This is a genomic window from Nocardia suismassiliense (genome assembly GCF_900269665.1).
Lineage (GTDB): Bacteria > Actinomycetota > Actinomycetes > Mycobacteriales > Mycobacteriaceae > Nocardia > Nocardia suismassiliense.
This window is the reverse complement of record NZ_LT985361.1, coordinates 2,009,990-2,026,196: the sequence shown is the minus strand read 5'-3', so window position 1 is coordinate 2,026,196 and position 16,207 is coordinate 2,009,990. Positions and strand designations below refer to the sequence as shown.

The following is a 16,207-nucleotide window of genomic DNA, read 5'->3' as shown; positions in this document are numbered from 1 at the left end:
GACCTGTGAGACGCTAACGCACAATGGAGGGTTTGTGCTGAATGGAGACAGGCCGAGTGAATAACGAACAAATTCCGGGAACCAACCCGGCGGAGTCGAATGCAATTCCGGTACCGGCGCTGTGCCGCCGCACCCTGTTCGACAGGGTGCCGTTGCCCATCGTATTGCCGTGCGCCGCCGCGGGTACCGTGGCCGCTACCTCGGCAATCGCGTGGAACGCCCCGCCGTGGGCGGTGGCGGGCGCCGGTATCGCGGTTTCCGCGCTCGGTGCGGCCCGCGTGCGGAAGACAAACATTTGGCGAATTCTGGGCATGCGCACCGCACTGTGGTTGCGCAATCGAAGCAAGAATGCCGCCCCGTCGCGCACCGAACCGTTCGATGTTCCGATACCCGAAGCCGGCAGCAGCCGGTGCGGAATGCGCTGGGACGGCCGCTATCTGATCACCATGCTCATGCTCGACAGCGCCGCGGTGACGCCCACCCTGCTCGATACGACCGACGTGCACTCGCCCTCGACCATCTCCCTGGCCGACGTGGCGGGTTGCGTGTCCCAGTTCGATATTCGGCTCGCGGCCGTGGACGTGATCGCGCATGGCGTCCGCACCGATGGCCCGCACAATGTGGCCGGACTGTACAAGAAGCTGCTCGGCCCGCTACCCGCCGCGGCATCGCGCACGGTGTGGCTGGTTCTGCGCTTCGATCCGCTGGACAACGCGGGTGCGATCGAGAACCGGGGCGGCGATCAGGAGGGCATGATCCGGACGGCGCTGGTCGCCACCCGCCGCGTCGCGAGCCGCCTCACCACTCGAGGGGTGCGCGTTTCGGTGCTGACGGCCACCGAGCTTGCCGCGGCGGAGGCGGCCGCGTTGCACGACACCGAGGTGGCGCAGTGGTCCGAGGACTGGCGCACGCTGCGCAACAACAGCATGGAGCTGACCGGCTATACGATCCCACCGGCCCGGCTCGATTCCGGTGTGCTGTCGGCGGTCTGGACGCTGCCCGGCAAATCCGTCCTCACCAGGCTGCGCTTGACACCGCAGTCGGAATCGAACACACCGGGTAGCCGGGGTACCGCGGTGGCGCTGACCGCGCTCGTTCGACGCGACACGACGGGCACGGCCGACGCCGAACCCGACACTGCCGCAGAGGATCTCGGCTTGCTCGCGTTGCCCGGCAACCAGCGGCGAGTGCTGCTCGACGGCGGCCACCTCGACTCGTCCGCCGCACTGAGCGGTCCCCCGGCGGCGATGGCTCGCTTCACCGTGCCGGTCAGCGGCTGCGGTCAGGTGATCGGTGCGACGGAAGCCGGTGCGGGCGTTGCCGTTCCGCTGTTCGGCCCCGCGGTCCGGCGGGTGGAGATCGTCGGGTCGCTGCGGCTCACCCAGCTGATGGTGCTGCGCTCGGTGGCCGTCGGCGCCCAGGTTCTGGTGCACAGCGTCCGGCCCGAAGCCTGGGCCCACCTGGTCGACGAGGTCGGCGCCCCCGCGGCGCTCGCCATGTCATCGGCGGGTGGCTCGCACCAGGCGGCCACGATGATCGTGTACGACGGGGTCACCGCCGCCGGGCAGGTCTCGGACGCGACCGCGGTCTACGTGCGCGAACCAGCGGAAGCACAGGCCATCCCGGATGCCGACGTGGTGCTGATCGAATCCCCGGACACCCCCGGCCGGGTAGTACTGCGCACCGCGGGCGAAGACCTGACGGTCCAGCTGGTGTCCATCTCGGAGGAGTTCGAGTACCTCGGCGCCACCGCCACCGAAACGCGAGCGCTGGTTCCGACGGCATGAGAAAAGGCCCGTCGCCACGGCGACGGGCCTTTCTCGGTGTCAGCTGTTTACCAGACGAAGTCGTCGGCGACGTGCTGGTCGGTGGCCTGCGCCTTCTCCAGCGCGGCCCGCACATTGCCGATGCCCTTGCCGAGAATGAGCAGCAGGTCGTCCATATCGGTCATCAGGGTGTTGTGCTTCTGCTGGAAGGACGCGGAAGCCCCCGCATCGCCACTCTGCCACGCCTGGCCGAGCAGCTTCTTCGCCGAGTCGTCGGCGTTGGTCCGTTCCGTGGTGATATTGGTCTTGTACCCTTCCAGATCGGTGATCAGCGCGTTGATTTTCGCGGGGTCGTAAAGCATGGTGGTGAAGTCCCGTTCTCTGGTGTGTGTTCGGTGCGATTCAGAGGTAGCTGGTGTTCAGCGTGGTGAATCCGGACATGCTCTCGTCTTCTGCCGACGCGACCTTCTTCTCACCGGTGTTCAGTGCTTCGGACACCAGACCCAGGTCGACGTTCACGGCCTTGATCTTCGTCTGGAGTTCGGTGGCGAATTTGTTGAAGGCGGTGTAGGCCTCGCCTTCCCAGCCGCTCTTCGCGCTTTCCACCGCGACACCCAGGTTGTCGACGGTCTTGTCGATCGGGGGAATGATCGCGGCATATTCGTTCGCGTACTTCTGGAAAGTAGCGAAATCAAGGTGAAGTGCACCGGCCATGAGACGTCCTCTCGAATGAATGGATCTGTGAAACTGCCGGAGCGATCACTCCGGACGATCGGGAAATCGGCGGTTACGGCATCCAGCGGCCCTGCGGCAGCGCCTCGATCTGCGCGGCGACCGCGTGGGCCAGCCGGCGATCGCTGCCTGCGGCCAGGGTGGTCCAGGCCCGTCCGTCGCCGGCGATACTGCCGCCGGCGATGATGCGGCCCACCGCCGTGTCGTACACCGCGGCGGTGGCGGGCGAGCGCACGGCGACGCCGTCGACGTGGGCATAGCAGACCAGCTCGGCGAGCGAAGTCCATTGCCGCAGTGCGAGTCCCAGCGTGACCGCCTCCGCTTCCGGCATACCGAGCTGGTACACGGCGTTGGTCGCGCTGGTGCCCGCCTCGTCGAGTCGCTGCTGCAACTCGTCGGTGGGGGCGCGGAAGGTCGGGATGTCGGCGGGCTGGGCCGAACCGAGCGCGTCGAGCAGCGGCCGGGCCAGCAGCTCCGGGTCCTCGTCGCCCCACACGGGCCGGATGTCGAGTTCGTCGCCGACGCGGACCGCGACGGCATGGTCGAGCCCACGCCGGACCAGACAGACCCGGTGCAGCACCCCACCGCGCCGAATCCGCAGCACCAGTTCGCGTTCCGGGCGGGCGAGGGCGAACAACGCGGTGGCCAGCTCGTCGTCGCGCACGTCCCCGTCCGCGTCGAGCAGGCCCCGATCCCGCAGATCCAGTACCGCGGCGGAGCGCGCCACCGACGCGGCCGCGTGATCGGCATGGCCGGAGCGCAGCGCGAGCACCGCGGGGAACGTCTGCACGCCGAGCGCAGCCGCGACGACGAGCGCGCCGTCAGTGGTCAGGGTCGCCATCGGTCCTCCCCTCTCGGGATCGATCGGCGCTGATTGCCGTTGCACTGCAGCATGTTCGAGCGGCGTAGTGCGGTGACGCGGGCAAGCCCTCGGCGGCGCGCATCATGACTGCACCTCCTGCTGCACCGGCTCCGCGAGCCGGACTTGCCCCATGGCACCGCCACCCGATACCACTGCCGGGCCGCCACCCGATGCTGCAGTGGCGCCCAATACCGCTGGCGCGGTGGTGAATCCGGCGTCCACCACGATCTGCTCGCCGATGTCGCCCGCATCGGCGACCCCGGCCCGGGCCGCGGACTGCTGCGCGGGCGACGCGGACTGTGTCGTGGTGGGCGGCGCGATCGGCGGCGGCACCGCGGCCGTGCCGACGGGCATCGAGCCTGAAGACGGCACCGGCGTGAGGGCCGGGCCCGGCTGCGGTAGCGGGGTGAGCATCAGCGATTCGCTGCCGACCGGCACGGTCGGCGGTGGCGGTGTCAGGTCGAGCGCGGACAGATCGATCGTCACCGCCGGCGCGTGCACGACCTCGGCGGGCACCGGCGTCGCGGCGGGCGGCTCCGGGGCGGCAGGCGTATTGCCTTGGCCCCGAGCTTTTTCGGCGAGCAGGTTGGCACCCGCCGACACCGCAGGTGCCAGCTCCTGCGTCCACGGCACCGCCAGCTTCTCGCCGGCCGCCTCGTAGGTGCGCATTACCTGGGCTGCCTGCTCGCGCAGCGCGTCGACCTGGCGTTCGGCCAGGTCGAACAGCCCGGCCAGCGGTGCGCCGAGCAGGCTGCCGTGCAGCATGTCCTCGGCCGAGCGCACGGCCGCGTTCAGCTCGCCCACCGGCGGCATGGCGAGTTTGGCCAGCTCGTACGAGGCGGCCTGCTGGGTGGCGGTCGCGGCGTTGTCGGTCGCCGCCGCGGTGATGGCGTCGAACCACGTGGACAGCCCGGCCAGCTGGGCCAGGCCGTCCTCGCTGGAATCGGATCCCCAGGCGCCGCCCACCACCGAGAGGATGGCGCGAAATTCCGTACCGGCCTCGCCGAGCCCGGCGGCGAACTCGGCGTAGGCCAACCCGGCGTCGCCCATCTGGGCCGCGCCGGGGCCGGTGGTCAGCTCGTGCGCCAACTGCTCGGCGGGCACGGCTGCCCAGTTCGTGCCGGTGAACCCGGCCAGCGGTGGCTCGACCATCGCGCTACATCAGTGGCTTGAACGAATCGACCACGTCGCCGTCGGCCACGGCGGCGAGGTCGGCGTGCGAGCGCAGGTTGGCGGCGATCTTGCGCAGTTCGCCGACCCCGCTGAGGTACGACTCCTGGAACGACCCGCCGACCGCGCCGATGGTCTGCGCGGTCTGCCGCGACACCGGGTCGAGGCCGGCCGCGGCCGGGCTGAGCGCGTCGCCGCGCCGATGCAGCGTGCCCTCCAGGCCGTCGGCCAGGGTGTCGAGGCGACCCGCCGCCAGCCGGGCGAGTTCACCGTCGAATGCGATCTGACTCATCGAAATCTCCTCTGCTACAAGCTGTACGGGTTGTCTGTCTTGCTCGGTGGCGCCGCGCCGATGACCGGTGCCGCGGTCTCCGGGGGCGGGCCACCGACGAGCTCGTCGACGTGCCGGGCATCCACCAGCGCGTCGGCATCCCCGTCGACCGGCCGCGACCGATCACCCACGCTCGCGAGCCCGCCCATGCCGGGCACGAGGGGCGGCAACACCTCCCCGGCGAACCGGACGGTCGAGGTGGTGGCGCCCGGCGCCGGCCCCGACGACGTGGCGACGACGGTTTCCGCCTGCCAGCCACCGAGCGGTGCCGCCGCGCTGGTCACCGGCGGGGTGGACATCAGCGGCCCGATCGGTGCGCTCAACGCAGCACCCGTCGGCGGCCGATTCGGCACCGGCACTGTAGTTTCCGTGGCCGGTTTCGGCGGCAGCTGTGCGGTGACGTGCTGGCCCGCCTGGCGCGCCGCCGAGATCAGCGGCTGCACGAGTTGCACCAGTTGCTGGACGACCTGGTCGCCCGAGGTGGTCGAACTGGCCGCCGCGGACTTCGCCGACATCCCGCCCGACGTCTGTACCGAGCCTGGGGCAGGGGTCGCCTTCCCCAGGTTCACACCCTTCATCAGCGACTGCGACGACTTACCCAGGCTGCCCAGCTTCGGGGTGGTCGGCTTGCGCACCGCCACCGGCTTACCCGCCTGCGCCATCTGCGCGGACTGCCCGGCCAGCTGCCCCTTGGTGTGTGCGGTGATCGCGATCGCCTCGATACCCGCTTCGATCGCCGACGCCAGCAGGGCGGTCTGCCCGGCCGGGGTCGCCAGGGTCAGGCTGAGCGCGGCGGTGGTCGCCGCGAATCGAGCTGCCACCGCGGCCATTTGCAGGTATCCGATGGCCACAGTCCCGGCGGCGCCCGCGGTGATGCCTTTCATGTGCGTGGCCTGCCCGGCGATCTCGGTCGACGTCGCGACCGTCTGCACCGCGGCCGAGGTGGCGGCACGGCTGCCCGCGCTCTGCATCTGCTGCAGCAACTGAATGCCGGTCGTCGCCAATTGCGTTGCGGTGCTGATCGATTGGGTGATCTGCTGGAGCACTGTCTTCGGGTCGAGCGGTCCGTTGGCGCCCAGATTGCCGTCGCCGAAGCCGCTGAACAGATCGGTGACCGGCTTGATCAAGTTCAGCGGATCGATCGTCGGCAGCGGCGGCAGGCCGGGCAGCGGCGGCAGCGCGGGCAGTTGGGGCAGCGACGGCAGCCCGATGTGCGCCAGCACCTGTTCGGTCGGCCGGTCGAGGAAGGGCGCTACCGGGGTATTGCGGAGCGCGTCGAGCACGGTCGGAGACAGGGGCGCCGCGAGGTGCGCGGCCGTCATGCCTGCGCGCCCGCGGGCGGGACGAACGCCTCCGCATTCGTTTGATCGGCCAGCTCGTAGGACTGCGCGGCGGCGCGCGCGGTGAGCGCGGTCCCGGCGAAGTTGGTCACCAGCTCGCCTACCGCGGTCAGATGATTGGCCTGCGCGTAGGCGAAACTCACCAGGAACTCTTGCCCGATCAAGCCGAACACGGGGGCGGCGGCGGCCACGACCGCGGCCTGATCGACGGCACCGGCGACGGCGACCGCCGCGGCCATCCCCTCGGAAATGTCGCCATATTGACGGAATGTCTGCGGCTGCACATTGACAACATTCATCGCGGTACCCTCCTGGGCTGATCTGCGAACTCGATACCTGGGGCGGTTCACCCGGAAATCTAACGAGCACACGGTCTTTCGCAAGATCAGCGCGGGACGCGGATCCTACTGTTCACCTTGCTGTTGTTTGTTCACCTTGCTGTTGAAGTCCTCGACCAGCCCACCGCGGACCGCCAGCGCACGCTGCGCCGCGACGGATGCCGCATTCACTACCGCGCCGTCGAATTCGGTTGGTGACAAACGGGATATGCCCTCGGTCAGGCGAAGGTCGAGGAGCTTGCCCGCGCCGTCGACGACGACCGTGACCGTCGCATCGTCACTGGTGTGCTCGATCCGGATCGCGGCAATGTCCTCGGCGAGCTTGCGCATCCGATGTATCTGCGCGGTCGCATCCGCTTCGAGTGCGGCGAAATCGGTCACCATGTGCTCCCATCCTGATCGAGCCAGCTGCGCGGCTCGTATTCGTGCTCGGCCTCATCGGCGAGTTCGGACTGCTCGACCGCCTGCTGGGTGGGCAGGCCGAGCAGACGCAATGCGTCTTCGCCGAGGCCGAGGCCGCTCAGGTAGTCCCGCCGGCGCACGCCCGCCCGGTCGGTGGCGAGCCGGCAGAGCCGCAGCACGTCGTCGGCGAGGTCGTCCGGATCGCGGCGGAGCTGGTCCGGCGTGACCCGCACCATGGTCGGGAGTCCGCAATCCGTTGCGGTAACGACGATGTCGCCGCCGCGCAAGGAGGCTTCACCGGTCGCGAAGGTTTCGAAGTCCGGCACGTCGGGTGCTTCCGGCGCCGGTTCGGGCTCGGCGCTTTCGTACACCGGGTCGTCGTGCACAGCCGACTGGATCGCGCCGGTGTACCAATCGGTGTCGGCGGCTCGGGTTTGCTCAGGCACGGCGCTCGTCCTCCAAGGTCTGCAACACGGTGGTGATGTGGGCGGTGATCATGGTTGTCAGCCGAGGGCGGTCGACGGGCGTCGCGACCGGCCCGGCCGTGTCGGTGACGGCGTAGCGGCCGTCGTCGACCAGGTCGTGCCATTCGATGCGGTAGCGGGTGATCCCGCGTGGCCCGAAAATGGAACTACCCAAACGGGTTTCGATGACGCCGAGGAACTCGGCCTGCTTTCCCAGCCATTCGGCGCTGCGCCGGTCGGCATCGGCGTAGCTTTCCTGCACCTTCGACCGGCCGTAATAGTGGTCGGTGGCACCGTCATCGGGAGCGGTCACCAACGGCGTATCGGGCAGGCGGCCCGCGGCACGCTCGGGCAGCGCCCCGGCAATGGCGCCGGCGAGCCGATCAGCGGCACCGGCGGTGACTACGTACCCGCCGCTGTGCCAGATACTTTCGCCCGGCAGCTGACTGATCAGCGTGGCAACTGCCCCCTGCCGTGCACCGAGCACCCGAACCAAGGCGTCGGGGCGGTCCTGGTGCCGTGGATCGAAACCCTTGGCCGACACCAGGACATCGGCCCGCGCGACCCTGATCAGCGCGTCGTGCAGGGCGCCGTCGTCGGCATCGGCCGTGCGCGCCCTGGCCTCGGCGCGCAACCGTGCCCAGTCCTCGGCGCTCTCGCCGCGGTACAGCGCGAACAGCGGAGCGGGCAGCCTGTCCTGAAACATGCTGTCCCACAAGTCGATCAGCTCGACGTCGGTGAGCCGCCAGGTGCGGCTCACCGGTCGAGCACCGGACGGATTCCGCGTCCGGGCTCGCCGAGGGCCTCGTCGAGATGGTCGGTGGAGTTCAGGTACTCCGAACGCCTCTTCTCGCGTTCATCGTTCGGGTTCGACCTGCCGGGGACGCCACCGTACGGCGCGCCCGGCTGGAGTCCGGTGCCCGGCCCGGCCCGGCCGACCACCTTCGCTTCCGTGGGCACCACGGCGCGCGGAAACAGCGGGCTCGGCGCCGCGCCGAGGGTGACCGGGGCGCGGCCGCCAAAGCCTTTGCCGCCGATTCCACTGCCGCCCTTGCCGACCGGAGCTCCGGTGTGGGTGCCGACCGGCGGCACCGTGCTCGCGAAGATCCCCGGGTTCTTCGAGGGATCGGTGGACAGATCGCCGAGCGGTTTGTTCAGCGGCGACAGCGATTTGTTGCCGATGCCCTCGAGCGGGTTCGGTGGCTTGCCCGGGTTGGTGGGCGGCGGTTTCGGTCCGGGGTCGGGGTTGCCGATGGTGGGCGGCTTGGATCCACCCGTGCCGGTGCCACCGCCGCCCTCACCGCCTTCGCCACCGCTACCGTCACCACCACCGCTGCCTTCGCCCCCTTCGCCGTCGACCGGCGGCTTGTCACCGGAATCACCGCCCGCGCCTTCGGGTTTCGCCTCGCCCTCCGGGGTCGTCGGCTCGGTCATCGGCACCCCGGGCGTCTCGTCGCCGACGAACAGCGCCGGGGTCGTCACCGGATCGGGCGACGGCAAGGTCACGACGCGGCTCAGCGTCTGCGGGTAGCTGTCGGAGTAGTAGAGCTGAAAGTTCTCCTGATACCGAATCAGGTTGAGTTCGTTCGCCATATTCTGCGAGATGGAGGTGGCCACCGGCGGCGACGGTGTCGGCGGCATCGCGGTCTGCTTGGTCTGCTGGAGCCAGCCCGAGGTGTAGACCAAGGTATCGCCCAGGAGGTTCATGTCACCGGTGAGCTGCTTGGAGGCCTCGGTGTAGCCCGTGGTTGCCGTGATCGCCGACTGCGAGCCGACTCCCTGCCACCGGTCCGCGGTGGACGAGATCGTGGTGCGCAGGGTGGTGAAGCCGGTTTCGAGGGTGGTGGACAGCCAATGCCACACCTCTCCGGCATTGGCCACTGCCTGCGGGGTCATCGAATTGCAGATGATGTACAGCATTTCCCAGCCCAGCTGGCCGCCCATTTCGGGGCCGAACCCGAACGAGTCGTATTTCGTCACGGGGTCGGGTTTGCGTGGGCTGTTGGGGATGGTGCCGGTCGGTGGGGCCCCGCTGGGCGCAGTGCCCTTCGGGTTGAAGGAGATGTCGTCGAAGCTCGCCGCCGACTCACCCTCGGTACGCGCATAACGCTTACCCGCGGTGACGAAAGTATTGCCCATGTCGACCAATATCTGGCGGTGCCGGTCGATGCGCTCACGCAACTCGGTGCCGAACTTCATGCTGAACACCGTCCACATCAGCTGGCCCGACACCGACGCAGCGATGTGCGGACTCGCCGCAGCGGTGTTCTGATTGATCCAGTTCTGCACGCCCACCACGACTTCGAGCATGTTCTCGACGTGCTGGGCACATTGTTCGGCCGTGCCGGGTTCGAGTTTCAGGTTCCCGTTCTTCGCCGAGGTCAGCAGGCCCGCCCAGAGCGTGCCTTCGGACGGATTCGGTTCAGGTGCCATGTTTTTCTCCGATCACCGCAGTTGGTCGCGAAGACGTTCGATGCCCGCCAGCACGACGTCCGGTCCGGGGTAGCGCGGCCGGTCGTTCTCGACGGTCGGCGCGTAGAGGTCGGCGACCTTGCGTGCCACCGCCGCCACCGCCGCACGCGACGCCGCGACGATGGCCTCGGCGATCTCGTCGTAGCCGAGATCGGCGATGGCGCCGGAGAATTGCAGATCGATCAGCACGCCGTCGGCGTTCACCGCGACGGTCACCCGGCGGCCCTCGGCGGACGCGGTGGCGAACAACCGAGCCCGCTGTTCCTGAAGTTCGACAAGGTCGGCATGCTCGCTGACGACGGCGAGGGGCTCGCGCTCGGCAGGTGGGGTCAGCAAGGCCGGTGGCGGTGGCGGCAGCTGCTGTTCGTCCGGCATCCCGTCGACCAGATCCGACAGCTTCGGCAAGCCCAGCAACGCCGCCCGCTGCGCCGAAAGAATCTCGTCGGCTTTGCGCTGCACCGCCGCGGCCGCCTGTTGCGCCGCCCGCACGACACCACGGGCGATCTGGTGATAGCCGAGATCCTCGATGTCGTCGTCGAAGTCGACCTCCATCACGGCACCGGACACGTCCGCCACCACGACAATTCGCTCCCGCTCGGCCGACGCCGACGCCGTCACCGCCTGGTGCAGGCGTTTGGCCTCGGCGAACCCGCTGATGAGCCGGTGCACGTCGTCGACCACCTGGGCGACTTCCATTCTCAGCCGATCGTTCGGACCGTGCACCGGGTCTCCGTCTCCTGGGTGCGGCACATGACTTGCTCGCCGCTCATCGGTCGTGGTCGTAGACGCTGGCCCTGGCCACCCCGCGGCGCGACTCGTCTTCGCGGACCAGCATGAGTTCGGCACAGTGCCGATCGATGAGGGCGCGGAATCCGTCGCTGTCGACCGCGACGGCGGCGGTAGGTGTCTCCATGCCGATGGCGTAGCAGCCGTCGCCCGGATGGTCTTCCCAGACAAGCCATTTCGTCACCTGGCCGGCCGGGCCGAAGTTCGAGTGCCCCTGGGTGATCACGACCCGGCCGACGGTCGCCTTCGGCGCCGCCTGCCACTGCCTGCACCGGGCGTCCACGTCGCGGTCGCCCTCGTCGTAGAGCGTGCTGCGGCCGTGCCAGTGATCGAGATCCGTTGTCCCGCCGGAATCGAGCAGTTCCACCCTCGGCTGATTGCCCGCCGTCATCGGCGGCAGTCTGTCGACCAGCAGACGGGTCAGCGACGCCGCATCGCACTCGGTGATCTCCAGCTCGTCCTGACTTTCCAGCATGGTCGGGCTGAAACCCTGGATGAGTACCGCGCGATCACCGAACTTCCGGCCCGCCATCACGATTCGACCATCCAGCACCCGGGCGGCGCTGTAATCGTCGGCATGGACAGCCAGCCGGATATCGGCCCGCAGCGATTTGACCAGCACGTCGGCCAGTGCCGGGTCCCACGCCGCCTGCAACTCACCCCAGACCCGCGCCTTGGCGAACTGGTAGTCGTAGTAGCCGCGAATGGGTGAGGTGTAGATGAACGGCCAGTTGCGATCGCGGTCGACGAGTCGTTCGCGCAGCACCCGATATTCGAGGCCGCTGAGGCGCCAGGTGCGTTCCACTATCGGTTTCCCTCCACCGTAATGCCGGGTGTCCCGGTCGCCGTTTCGCCGGCCACCTCGGTGGTCGACCTGGTAGCCGTGAAGTCCTCGAACACTTCCGGCTGGTGCCCGCCGGCTCGGCCGGGAAGATCGAGCCGCAACTGCGGTGCGCCACCAGGGGGCAGCGCGAAGGACACGCTGAGCGGCCCGGTCGCACCCGAGGGAAACAGCTGCTCCTCGAGCTCGTGCACCTGCCGTCCGATCCGCTCCGACGCCTCGTCCAGCGCCTGCTTCACCGTCATGGTGCCGTTCTCCACGGCCTTCGCCAGCTGCTGCAAGGCCGGGCCGAGCTGGGCGGCGAGCTGATTGCCGAGCTGCACCAGTGTTGGTATCGCGGACGCAATCAGTTGCAGCGCTTCGGAGAACAGACTCATCATGTCGGCACCGGATGCGCCGCCGCCACCTATCCCGATCGGGCCCATCGGCCCAGTCGGGCCGACGCCCTGACCGGGATTGCCCGAAGGGTTCGAGCCACCGCCACCGGTGCCGCCACCGGATTTGCCGCCGCCGGAACCCGTTCCGCCACCGGAGCCTTTGCCTTCGCCGCCACCGCCGGTGCTGCCACCGGACTTGCCGCCACCGGAACCGGCACCCTCACCGCCGCCGCTCTTGCCGCCGCCGGTTCCGCCGCCCTTGCCGTCGCCGTTGCCGCCGCCGGTTCCGCCGCCGCCCTTACCCCCACCGCCACCGGTACCACCACCAGGACTACCGGTCGGCTCCTTATAGTTGTAACTGCCCGGCAGATCACCGGTAGCACCCATCAGCTTGTTCGGATCAGCGAACACCGGAATCAACCCCGCAAGCTGCGTAACACCCCCGCGATAACCCTTCTGACTACTCTGCGCATCACCCTTGTCCCAGAACGTCCGCATCGCGGTCAACGCACCATTCACATCAGTAGAACCATCGATATTGGTAACCTGACCACCCGCGTCATACGCGTCGAAATCCTCATACTCATATGAACGATTCTTGATGAAAACGTTGAAATCGGCCGTATTACCGACAACATTCGACATCGACTCCATACCCCGCTGCAACGTATCCGTCGCCTGCAGATACTTCTCCAGGAAAGCCACCGCACGCTCCGCGCCACGACCCTCCCAATACTCATTCTTGAAAACAAAATCGACCTCGTCGACGAACTTCTGCACCGACCGCCGCCACAACACCCCCAGCGCCTTCCACTCACCCGCGAGCCAGAACGTATTACCACCATTCTTCTCGATCACCTTCGCGATATTGGCGAAATCGAGCAGACCGAAGAAGTCGCCACTCTCGATCGCCCCCTCGATCCGCCCCTTCGCACGCGAATCGAAACTCACACCCGAACCAGCAGTCGTCGGCAACCCCGGACCCGACTGCCAAGTGTTAGGCGCAGTAGCATGAAACTTCGACAACTCCGGCCAATGATCCGTCCCCTTCTCCGGGGCACCAAAAGTATGCGCATTATCATCATCGGTACTGCTATACGACTTATGCGCCGCAACAAAAGTATTCGCCATCACCGTGACAATCGCCTGATGATTCTTCAAAATATCGACCAGCTCGACAGTCCGCTTCTCCTCGAACCTATCGAACAACATCTTCATACTATCCAACGTCGTCACACGCTGCGCAGCAGCAGTACTAATCGACGGATCCGTCTTATTATCGAACGTCCACACAAACTTCCCAAAATGCTCCCCCAACACCAAATCAATAAACCCCTTGATGTCGGCTGCGAAGCCTTCAGCCGCCGACACCAACTTCCCCAACCCCCCACTATCGACCTTCAACAACTTCAACTTGCCGTCCTGCGCACCCTTCAACAACCCAGACCACTCGGTCTGATCGAAACCAGGCCCACCCGACGTCATCCCACTCCTACCGTCAATTCACTGCGTCCGCCCTGAGTTTCTAGCACCGAACAATCAGGCGGTCACGCTGTAAGGCGACCGCAGCCCGGTCCGTACACCATCCGTTAACCAACGCCGCGCGATGGTTCGTCGCGGGACCCGCGCCCCAGCACGAGACGACGGCTTCCTACGCGCTCAGTCGCGTCGAGCGAACGGCCGAGGGCCGCTGAAGCACCGCGTCCAGGCGCATCAGTGCGCCTTCTTCCACCATGCGCCTGACCATTCCGTCACAAGGGATTTCGGCTCTGAAACAGGCACCGGCACCGTCGAGACTCCCGTGCGCTACGGCCACCTGCAGCAGGTCACGGGAGTAGTGCGCGAAATGGCGTGCCATCGCGCCGCCGCTGCTCGCCGCCTCGGTGGCCCGAACAAGCCAGCTCTCGAAACTCGGGTATGGGTAGTGCAAAATCATCGGCGCGGTGACTGTTCCGCTCGCGCCGGTGAATCCGGTGAAGCTGTGTGCATCGACCGGCTCGATATCCGAATCGAGCCGGACGGCGCTGCGATTCGCGGGCGCGTCGAGGAATGCGGAGCGCCCGCTGACGCGGAACAAGGTGCACTCGCGGAACGGGTCGGCGACCGGGTCCGGTTTCGGAACTGCCTCGTGGGCGATAAAGGTGACCTGTCCGGCCCCTGGGATCTGCCAGCGGCGCCTGCCGTCGTCATAGAACAGTTCGCGCGGGCCGAGGGGAAGCAGCCAGGCCATACCGGCGGCACGTGCGGTCGCGACGGCAGCAGAAATATTGGCCAGCTCACGCTCGACCGGATCGGCCACGGGAATCGTGGTGTCGCACACCAGTACCGGGTGCTCAGTGTCGCGTGCGAGTTTGCGTACGACCGGATCATCGGAGTAGACAATGATCAGATCAGCATGGACCGCATGGTGGTCGAGCCAGTCCGTGAGCCCGGGTTGCGGCCCGTCGACGGAGACGCAGATCGCCGTCGGCTCGGCCCGTTGCCGGTACCCCGCGCCGACTCCCCGATACACCGTCGTTGTCAGATCGATCTCGTGCTGTATCAGGTAGTCGTAGTACTCCGCCCACGTGTTCACCCCTGCCGCACGGGCCGCCGCGTAATTCGGGCCGCCGACCGGTCGGGTATGCCGGACGGTCACCGCGTCGACAATGGCGATCGACGAGGTGTCCGGCACGAATCTGGGCCAATGGAAATCCAGGCCCCACCCGGTCTGGGTAGCGTTGAACGTCGGCAGGCAGCGGAGCAGGAAATCCCGGCGGAAACACGGCGCCATGATCTCGACGAAATTCGTATACCGGAGCTCGAACCGGCGATCGACCAGGGTGATCTCGTGCGAGTAGTAGCTGTCCTCGGTGAGTGCGGGCTGGGACAGCGCGAGCCGATAGCGCGCCGCGTATTCGAACAGTTCATTGATGGACGCGGTGTCGGTGGCCAGATCGTCGTCCGGGAGCCAGATGTAGTCGTAGTCCTCGATCGTGTCGGCCAGATCGACGGTGAGCACGTGATGCAGCGCCGGCCATTTGGGACCCTTGCGGTCCAGCCTGCGCACGTCGCCGTCGCGATAGCGGTGCGGGTCGTCGCCGAAATAGCTCACGACCAGATCCCAGGTGCGCGGCTCCGGCCCGGCGAGCCATTGTTCGTGCAGCGAGGTGTCCCCGGCCCGCAGCACCACCAGGTTCCGGCGCCGCCCGCCCGCGCGGAATACACTCGGCCGCCTCCGAATTGCTCCGCTTGTCACGCGGCGTACCAGCCCTCTCCCCAGAGCGTGCCGAGCCGCTCGAAATACGTCTCGTACTGCGGGGCAACGGCATCGGTGGAGAACTTGGACACCGCGTAGTCGCGAATCCCTTGGTAGTCGAGCTTGTCGACCGCATCGGCGGCCTCGCAGAATTCGCGCAGCGTCCGGCAGCGAAAGCCCTGTACACCCTGTTGCACGGTCTCGGTGAACACGCCCCAGTCGGTGGTGATCACCGGAGTCCCGCACAGCATCGCCTCGGCATGCACGCCGCCGAACGGTTCCAGGTACAGCGAGGGCACGAAAACCCCACGGGCCCGGCTCATCAACTCGCCCCGGCGCACATGGTCGACCACGCCGACATACTCGGCGACCTCGGCGGGCGGCGCCACGCCCGCGCCCGCAACGACCAGCTTCACGCCGAGCCGCTGACAGGTGTCGACGGCGATCTGAATACCCTTCGCCTCGACCAAGCGGCCCATGAAGAGGAAGTAGTCGTCCTTCTCATCGGAGAACGGAAAGTCTTCCACCTCATAGTAATTCGGGATCACCGCGTCGTAGAATTGCCCGCGGGCGCTCATCACGCCGGGCACCGTGGAACGCGAACCATAGACGGAGTGCATCCACGCGTAACTTTCGAACACTCGGTAGTTCGCGAACACTCCGCTGTAGCCGATCCCGAACTCGACAGTCATCAGCTCGGGAAAGGTGTCCGCGATCGCCTGCTGACAGGTGCCGCCGAGCACGCAGATGAAATCGCGATCCTGCCTGCGCTTGGCGATCTCGGTGATGGCGCGCTCATTGGTGGTGGTCCAGTGCGGGTCGTAGGCGTTCCAGGTGAGGTTGTTGGGTTCCTTGTACAGATCGTTGCCGCCGAACCACGCGGCCTGCTCCGACTTCGACGCGATGGTGACGAATTCCGTGCAGGCCGCGTCGTTCTCCTCGCCGCCGTACAGAAACACCTCGTGGCCCAGACCCGTCATCATGCCGGCGAAACGCCGGATCTTCTGGGTGTAGGCGCATGGCTGATAGTGCTTGGTGGTCTGCGTATTGGGGAAATTGACAACATGAAAACGCATGGCGGAGCTCAC

General features: G+C 67.3%; 17 protein-coding genes. 1 reads left to right on the top strand and 16 read right to left on the bottom strand.

Going from position 1 to position 16,207, the window contains the following annotated elements; genetic code table 11:
- Positions 1–56: 56 nt before the first annotated feature.
- A complete protein-coding gene (gene eccE / locus DBO33_RS09085) occupies positions 57–1,787 on the top strand; it encodes a type VII secretion protein EccE (protein ID WP_159080171.1) in 1,731 nt (576 codons plus the stop codon).
- A gap of 47 nt (positions 1,788–1,834) precedes the next feature.
- Here eccE and DBO33_RS09080 read toward each other — a convergent pair whose 3' ends face one another.
- The 16 genes from DBO33_RS09080 to DBO33_RS09005 all read right to left on the bottom strand — a co-directional run bounded on the left by DBO33_RS09080 (position 1,835) and on the right by DBO33_RS09005 (position 16,195).
- Entirely contained in the window at positions 1,835–2,128 is a 294-nt protein-coding gene (locus tag DBO33_RS09080; protein ID WP_107654635.1) for a hypothetical protein, read from the bottom strand.
- Between the two features lie 40 nt (positions 2,129–2,168).
- On the bottom strand, positions 2,169–2,480 hold the full coding sequence (locus tag DBO33_RS09075) for a WXG100 family type VII secretion target (RefSeq protein WP_107654634.1): 312 nt from the start codon (positions 2,478–2,480) through the stop codon (positions 2,169–2,171).
- 73 nt (positions 2,481–2,553) lie between these two features.
- Positions 2,554–3,339 (bottom strand): ESX secretion-associated protein EspG, encoded by a 786-nt coding sequence (locus DBO33_RS09070; RefSeq protein ID WP_107654633.1) that lies wholly within the window; start codon positions 3,337–3,339, stop codon positions 2,554–2,556.
- A gap of 102 nt (positions 3,340–3,441) precedes the next feature.
- The gene (locus tag DBO33_RS09065; RefSeq protein ID WP_107654632.1) at positions 3,442–4,512 is read right to left on the bottom strand and encodes a PPE domain-containing protein; all 1,071 of its coding nucleotides are present in this window, start codon (positions 4,510–4,512) and stop codon (positions 3,442–3,444) included.
- Positions 4,513–4,516: 4 nt separating this feature from the next.
- Positions 4,517–4,822: a PE domain-containing protein gene (locus DBO33_RS09060; protein WP_107654631.1), complete on the bottom strand. Its 306-nt coding sequence runs from the start codon at positions 4,820–4,822 to the stop codon at positions 4,517–4,519.
- Positions 4,823–4,836: 14 nt separating this feature from the next.
- On the bottom strand, positions 4,837–6,183 hold the full coding sequence (locus DBO33_RS09055) for a hypothetical protein (protein WP_107654630.1): 1,347 nt from the start codon (positions 6,181–6,183) through the stop codon (positions 4,837–4,839).
- Positions 6,180–6,500 (bottom strand): type VII secretion target, encoded by a 321-nt coding sequence (locus DBO33_RS09050; protein ID WP_107654629.1) that lies wholly within the window; start codon positions 6,498–6,500, stop codon positions 6,180–6,182. Before DBO33_RS09050 ends, DBO33_RS09055 begins: the two co-directional genes overlap by 4 nt.
- Positions 6,501–6,605: 105 nt before the next feature.
- Positions 6,606–6,869, bottom strand: coding sequence for a YbaB/EbfC family nucleoid-associated protein (locus DBO33_RS09045; protein ID WP_234390746.1), 264 nt, complete (start codon positions 6,867–6,869; stop codon positions 6,606–6,608).
- Positions 6,870–6,916: 47 nt separating this feature from the next.
- The gene (locus DBO33_RS09040; RefSeq protein WP_234390745.1) at positions 6,917–7,387 is read right to left on the bottom strand and encodes a hypothetical protein; all 471 of its coding nucleotides are present in this window, start codon (positions 7,385–7,387) and stop codon (positions 6,917–6,919) included.
- On the bottom strand, positions 7,380–8,165 hold the full coding sequence (locus DBO33_RS09035; protein WP_107654627.1) for an ESX secretion-associated protein EspG: 786 nt from the start codon (positions 8,163–8,165) through the stop codon (positions 7,380–7,382). The genes DBO33_RS09040 and DBO33_RS09035 overlap by 8 nt, the downstream gene beginning before the upstream one ends.
- Positions 8,162–9,838: a hypothetical protein gene (locus DBO33_RS09030; RefSeq protein WP_107654626.1), complete on the bottom strand. Its 1,677-nt coding sequence runs from the start codon at positions 9,836–9,838 to the stop codon at positions 8,162–8,164. Before DBO33_RS09030 ends, DBO33_RS09035 begins: the two co-directional genes overlap by 4 nt.
- Positions 9,839–9,850: 12 nt before the next feature.
- Positions 9,851–10,600 (bottom strand): YbaB/EbfC family nucleoid-associated protein, encoded by a 750-nt coding sequence (locus DBO33_RS44415; RefSeq protein ID WP_159080170.1) that lies wholly within the window; start codon positions 10,598–10,600, stop codon positions 9,851–9,853.
- A gap of 43 nt (positions 10,601–10,643) precedes the next feature.
- Positions 10,644–11,468: an ESX secretion-associated protein EspG gene (locus DBO33_RS09020; RefSeq protein WP_107654624.1), complete on the bottom strand. Its 825-nt coding sequence runs from the start codon at positions 11,466–11,468 to the stop codon at positions 10,644–10,646.
- On the bottom strand, positions 11,468–13,366 hold the full coding sequence (locus DBO33_RS43515) for a hypothetical protein (RefSeq protein WP_199856561.1): 1,899 nt from the start codon (positions 13,364–13,366) through the stop codon (positions 11,468–11,470). Before DBO33_RS43515 ends, DBO33_RS09020 begins: the two co-directional genes overlap by 1 nt.
- A 166-nt stretch (positions 13,367–13,532) precedes the next feature.
- A complete protein-coding gene (locus DBO33_RS09010; protein WP_159080169.1) occupies positions 13,533–15,119 on the bottom strand; it encodes a DUF707 domain-containing protein in 1,587 nt (528 codons plus the stop codon).
- The gene (locus DBO33_RS09005; protein WP_107654623.1) at positions 15,116–16,195 is read right to left on the bottom strand and encodes a glycosyltransferase; all 1,080 of its coding nucleotides are present in this window, start codon (positions 16,193–16,195) and stop codon (positions 15,116–15,118) included. Before DBO33_RS09005 ends, DBO33_RS09010 begins: the two co-directional genes overlap by 4 nt.
- Positions 16,196–16,207: the final 12 nt, after the last annotated feature.

Excerpts from the sequence above, each read along its gene's own strand:
- DBO33_RS09080 (WP_107654635.1), bottom strand. The coding sequence starts at position 2,128 with ATGCTTTACGACCCCGCGAAAATCAACGCGCTGATCACCGATCTGGAA.
- DBO33_RS09030 (WP_107654626.1), bottom strand. The coding sequence starts at position 9,838 with ATGGCACCTGAACCGAATCCGTCCGAAGGCACGCTCTGGGCGGGCCTG.
- DBO33_RS09075 (WP_107654634.1), bottom strand. The coding sequence starts at position 2,480 with ATGGCCGGTGCACTTCACCTTGATTTCGCTACTTTCCAGAAGTACGCG.
- DBO33_RS43515 (WP_199856561.1), bottom strand. The coding sequence starts at position 13,366 with ATGACGTCGGGTGGGCCTGGTTTCGATCAGACCGAGTGGTCTGGGTTG.
- DBO33_RS09045 (WP_234390746.1), bottom strand. The coding sequence starts at position 6,869 with ATGCGCAAGCTCGCCGAGGACATTGCCGCGATCCGGATCGAGCACACC.
- DBO33_RS09050 (WP_107654629.1), bottom strand. The coding sequence starts at position 6,500 with ATGAATGTTGTCAATGTGCAGCCGCAGACATTCCGTCAATATGGCGAC.
- DBO33_RS09055 (WP_107654630.1), bottom strand. The coding sequence starts at position 6,183 with ATGACGGCCGCGCACCTCGCGGCGCCCCTGTCTCCGACCGTGCTCGAC.
- DBO33_RS09070 (WP_107654633.1), bottom strand. The coding sequence starts at position 3,339 with ATGGCGACCCTGACCACTGACGGCGCGCTCGTCGTCGCGGCTGCGCTC.
- DBO33_RS09005 (WP_107654623.1), bottom strand. The coding sequence starts at position 16,195 with ATGCGTTTTCATGTTGTCAATTTCCCCAATACGCAGACCACCAAGCAC.
- DBO33_RS09060 (WP_107654631.1), bottom strand. The coding sequence starts at position 4,822 with ATGAGTCAGATCGCATTCGACGGTGAACTCGCCCGGCTGGCGGCGGGT.
- DBO33_RS09065 (WP_107654632.1), bottom strand. The coding sequence starts at position 4,512 with ATGGTCGAGCCACCGCTGGCCGGGTTCACCGGCACGAACTGGGCAGCC.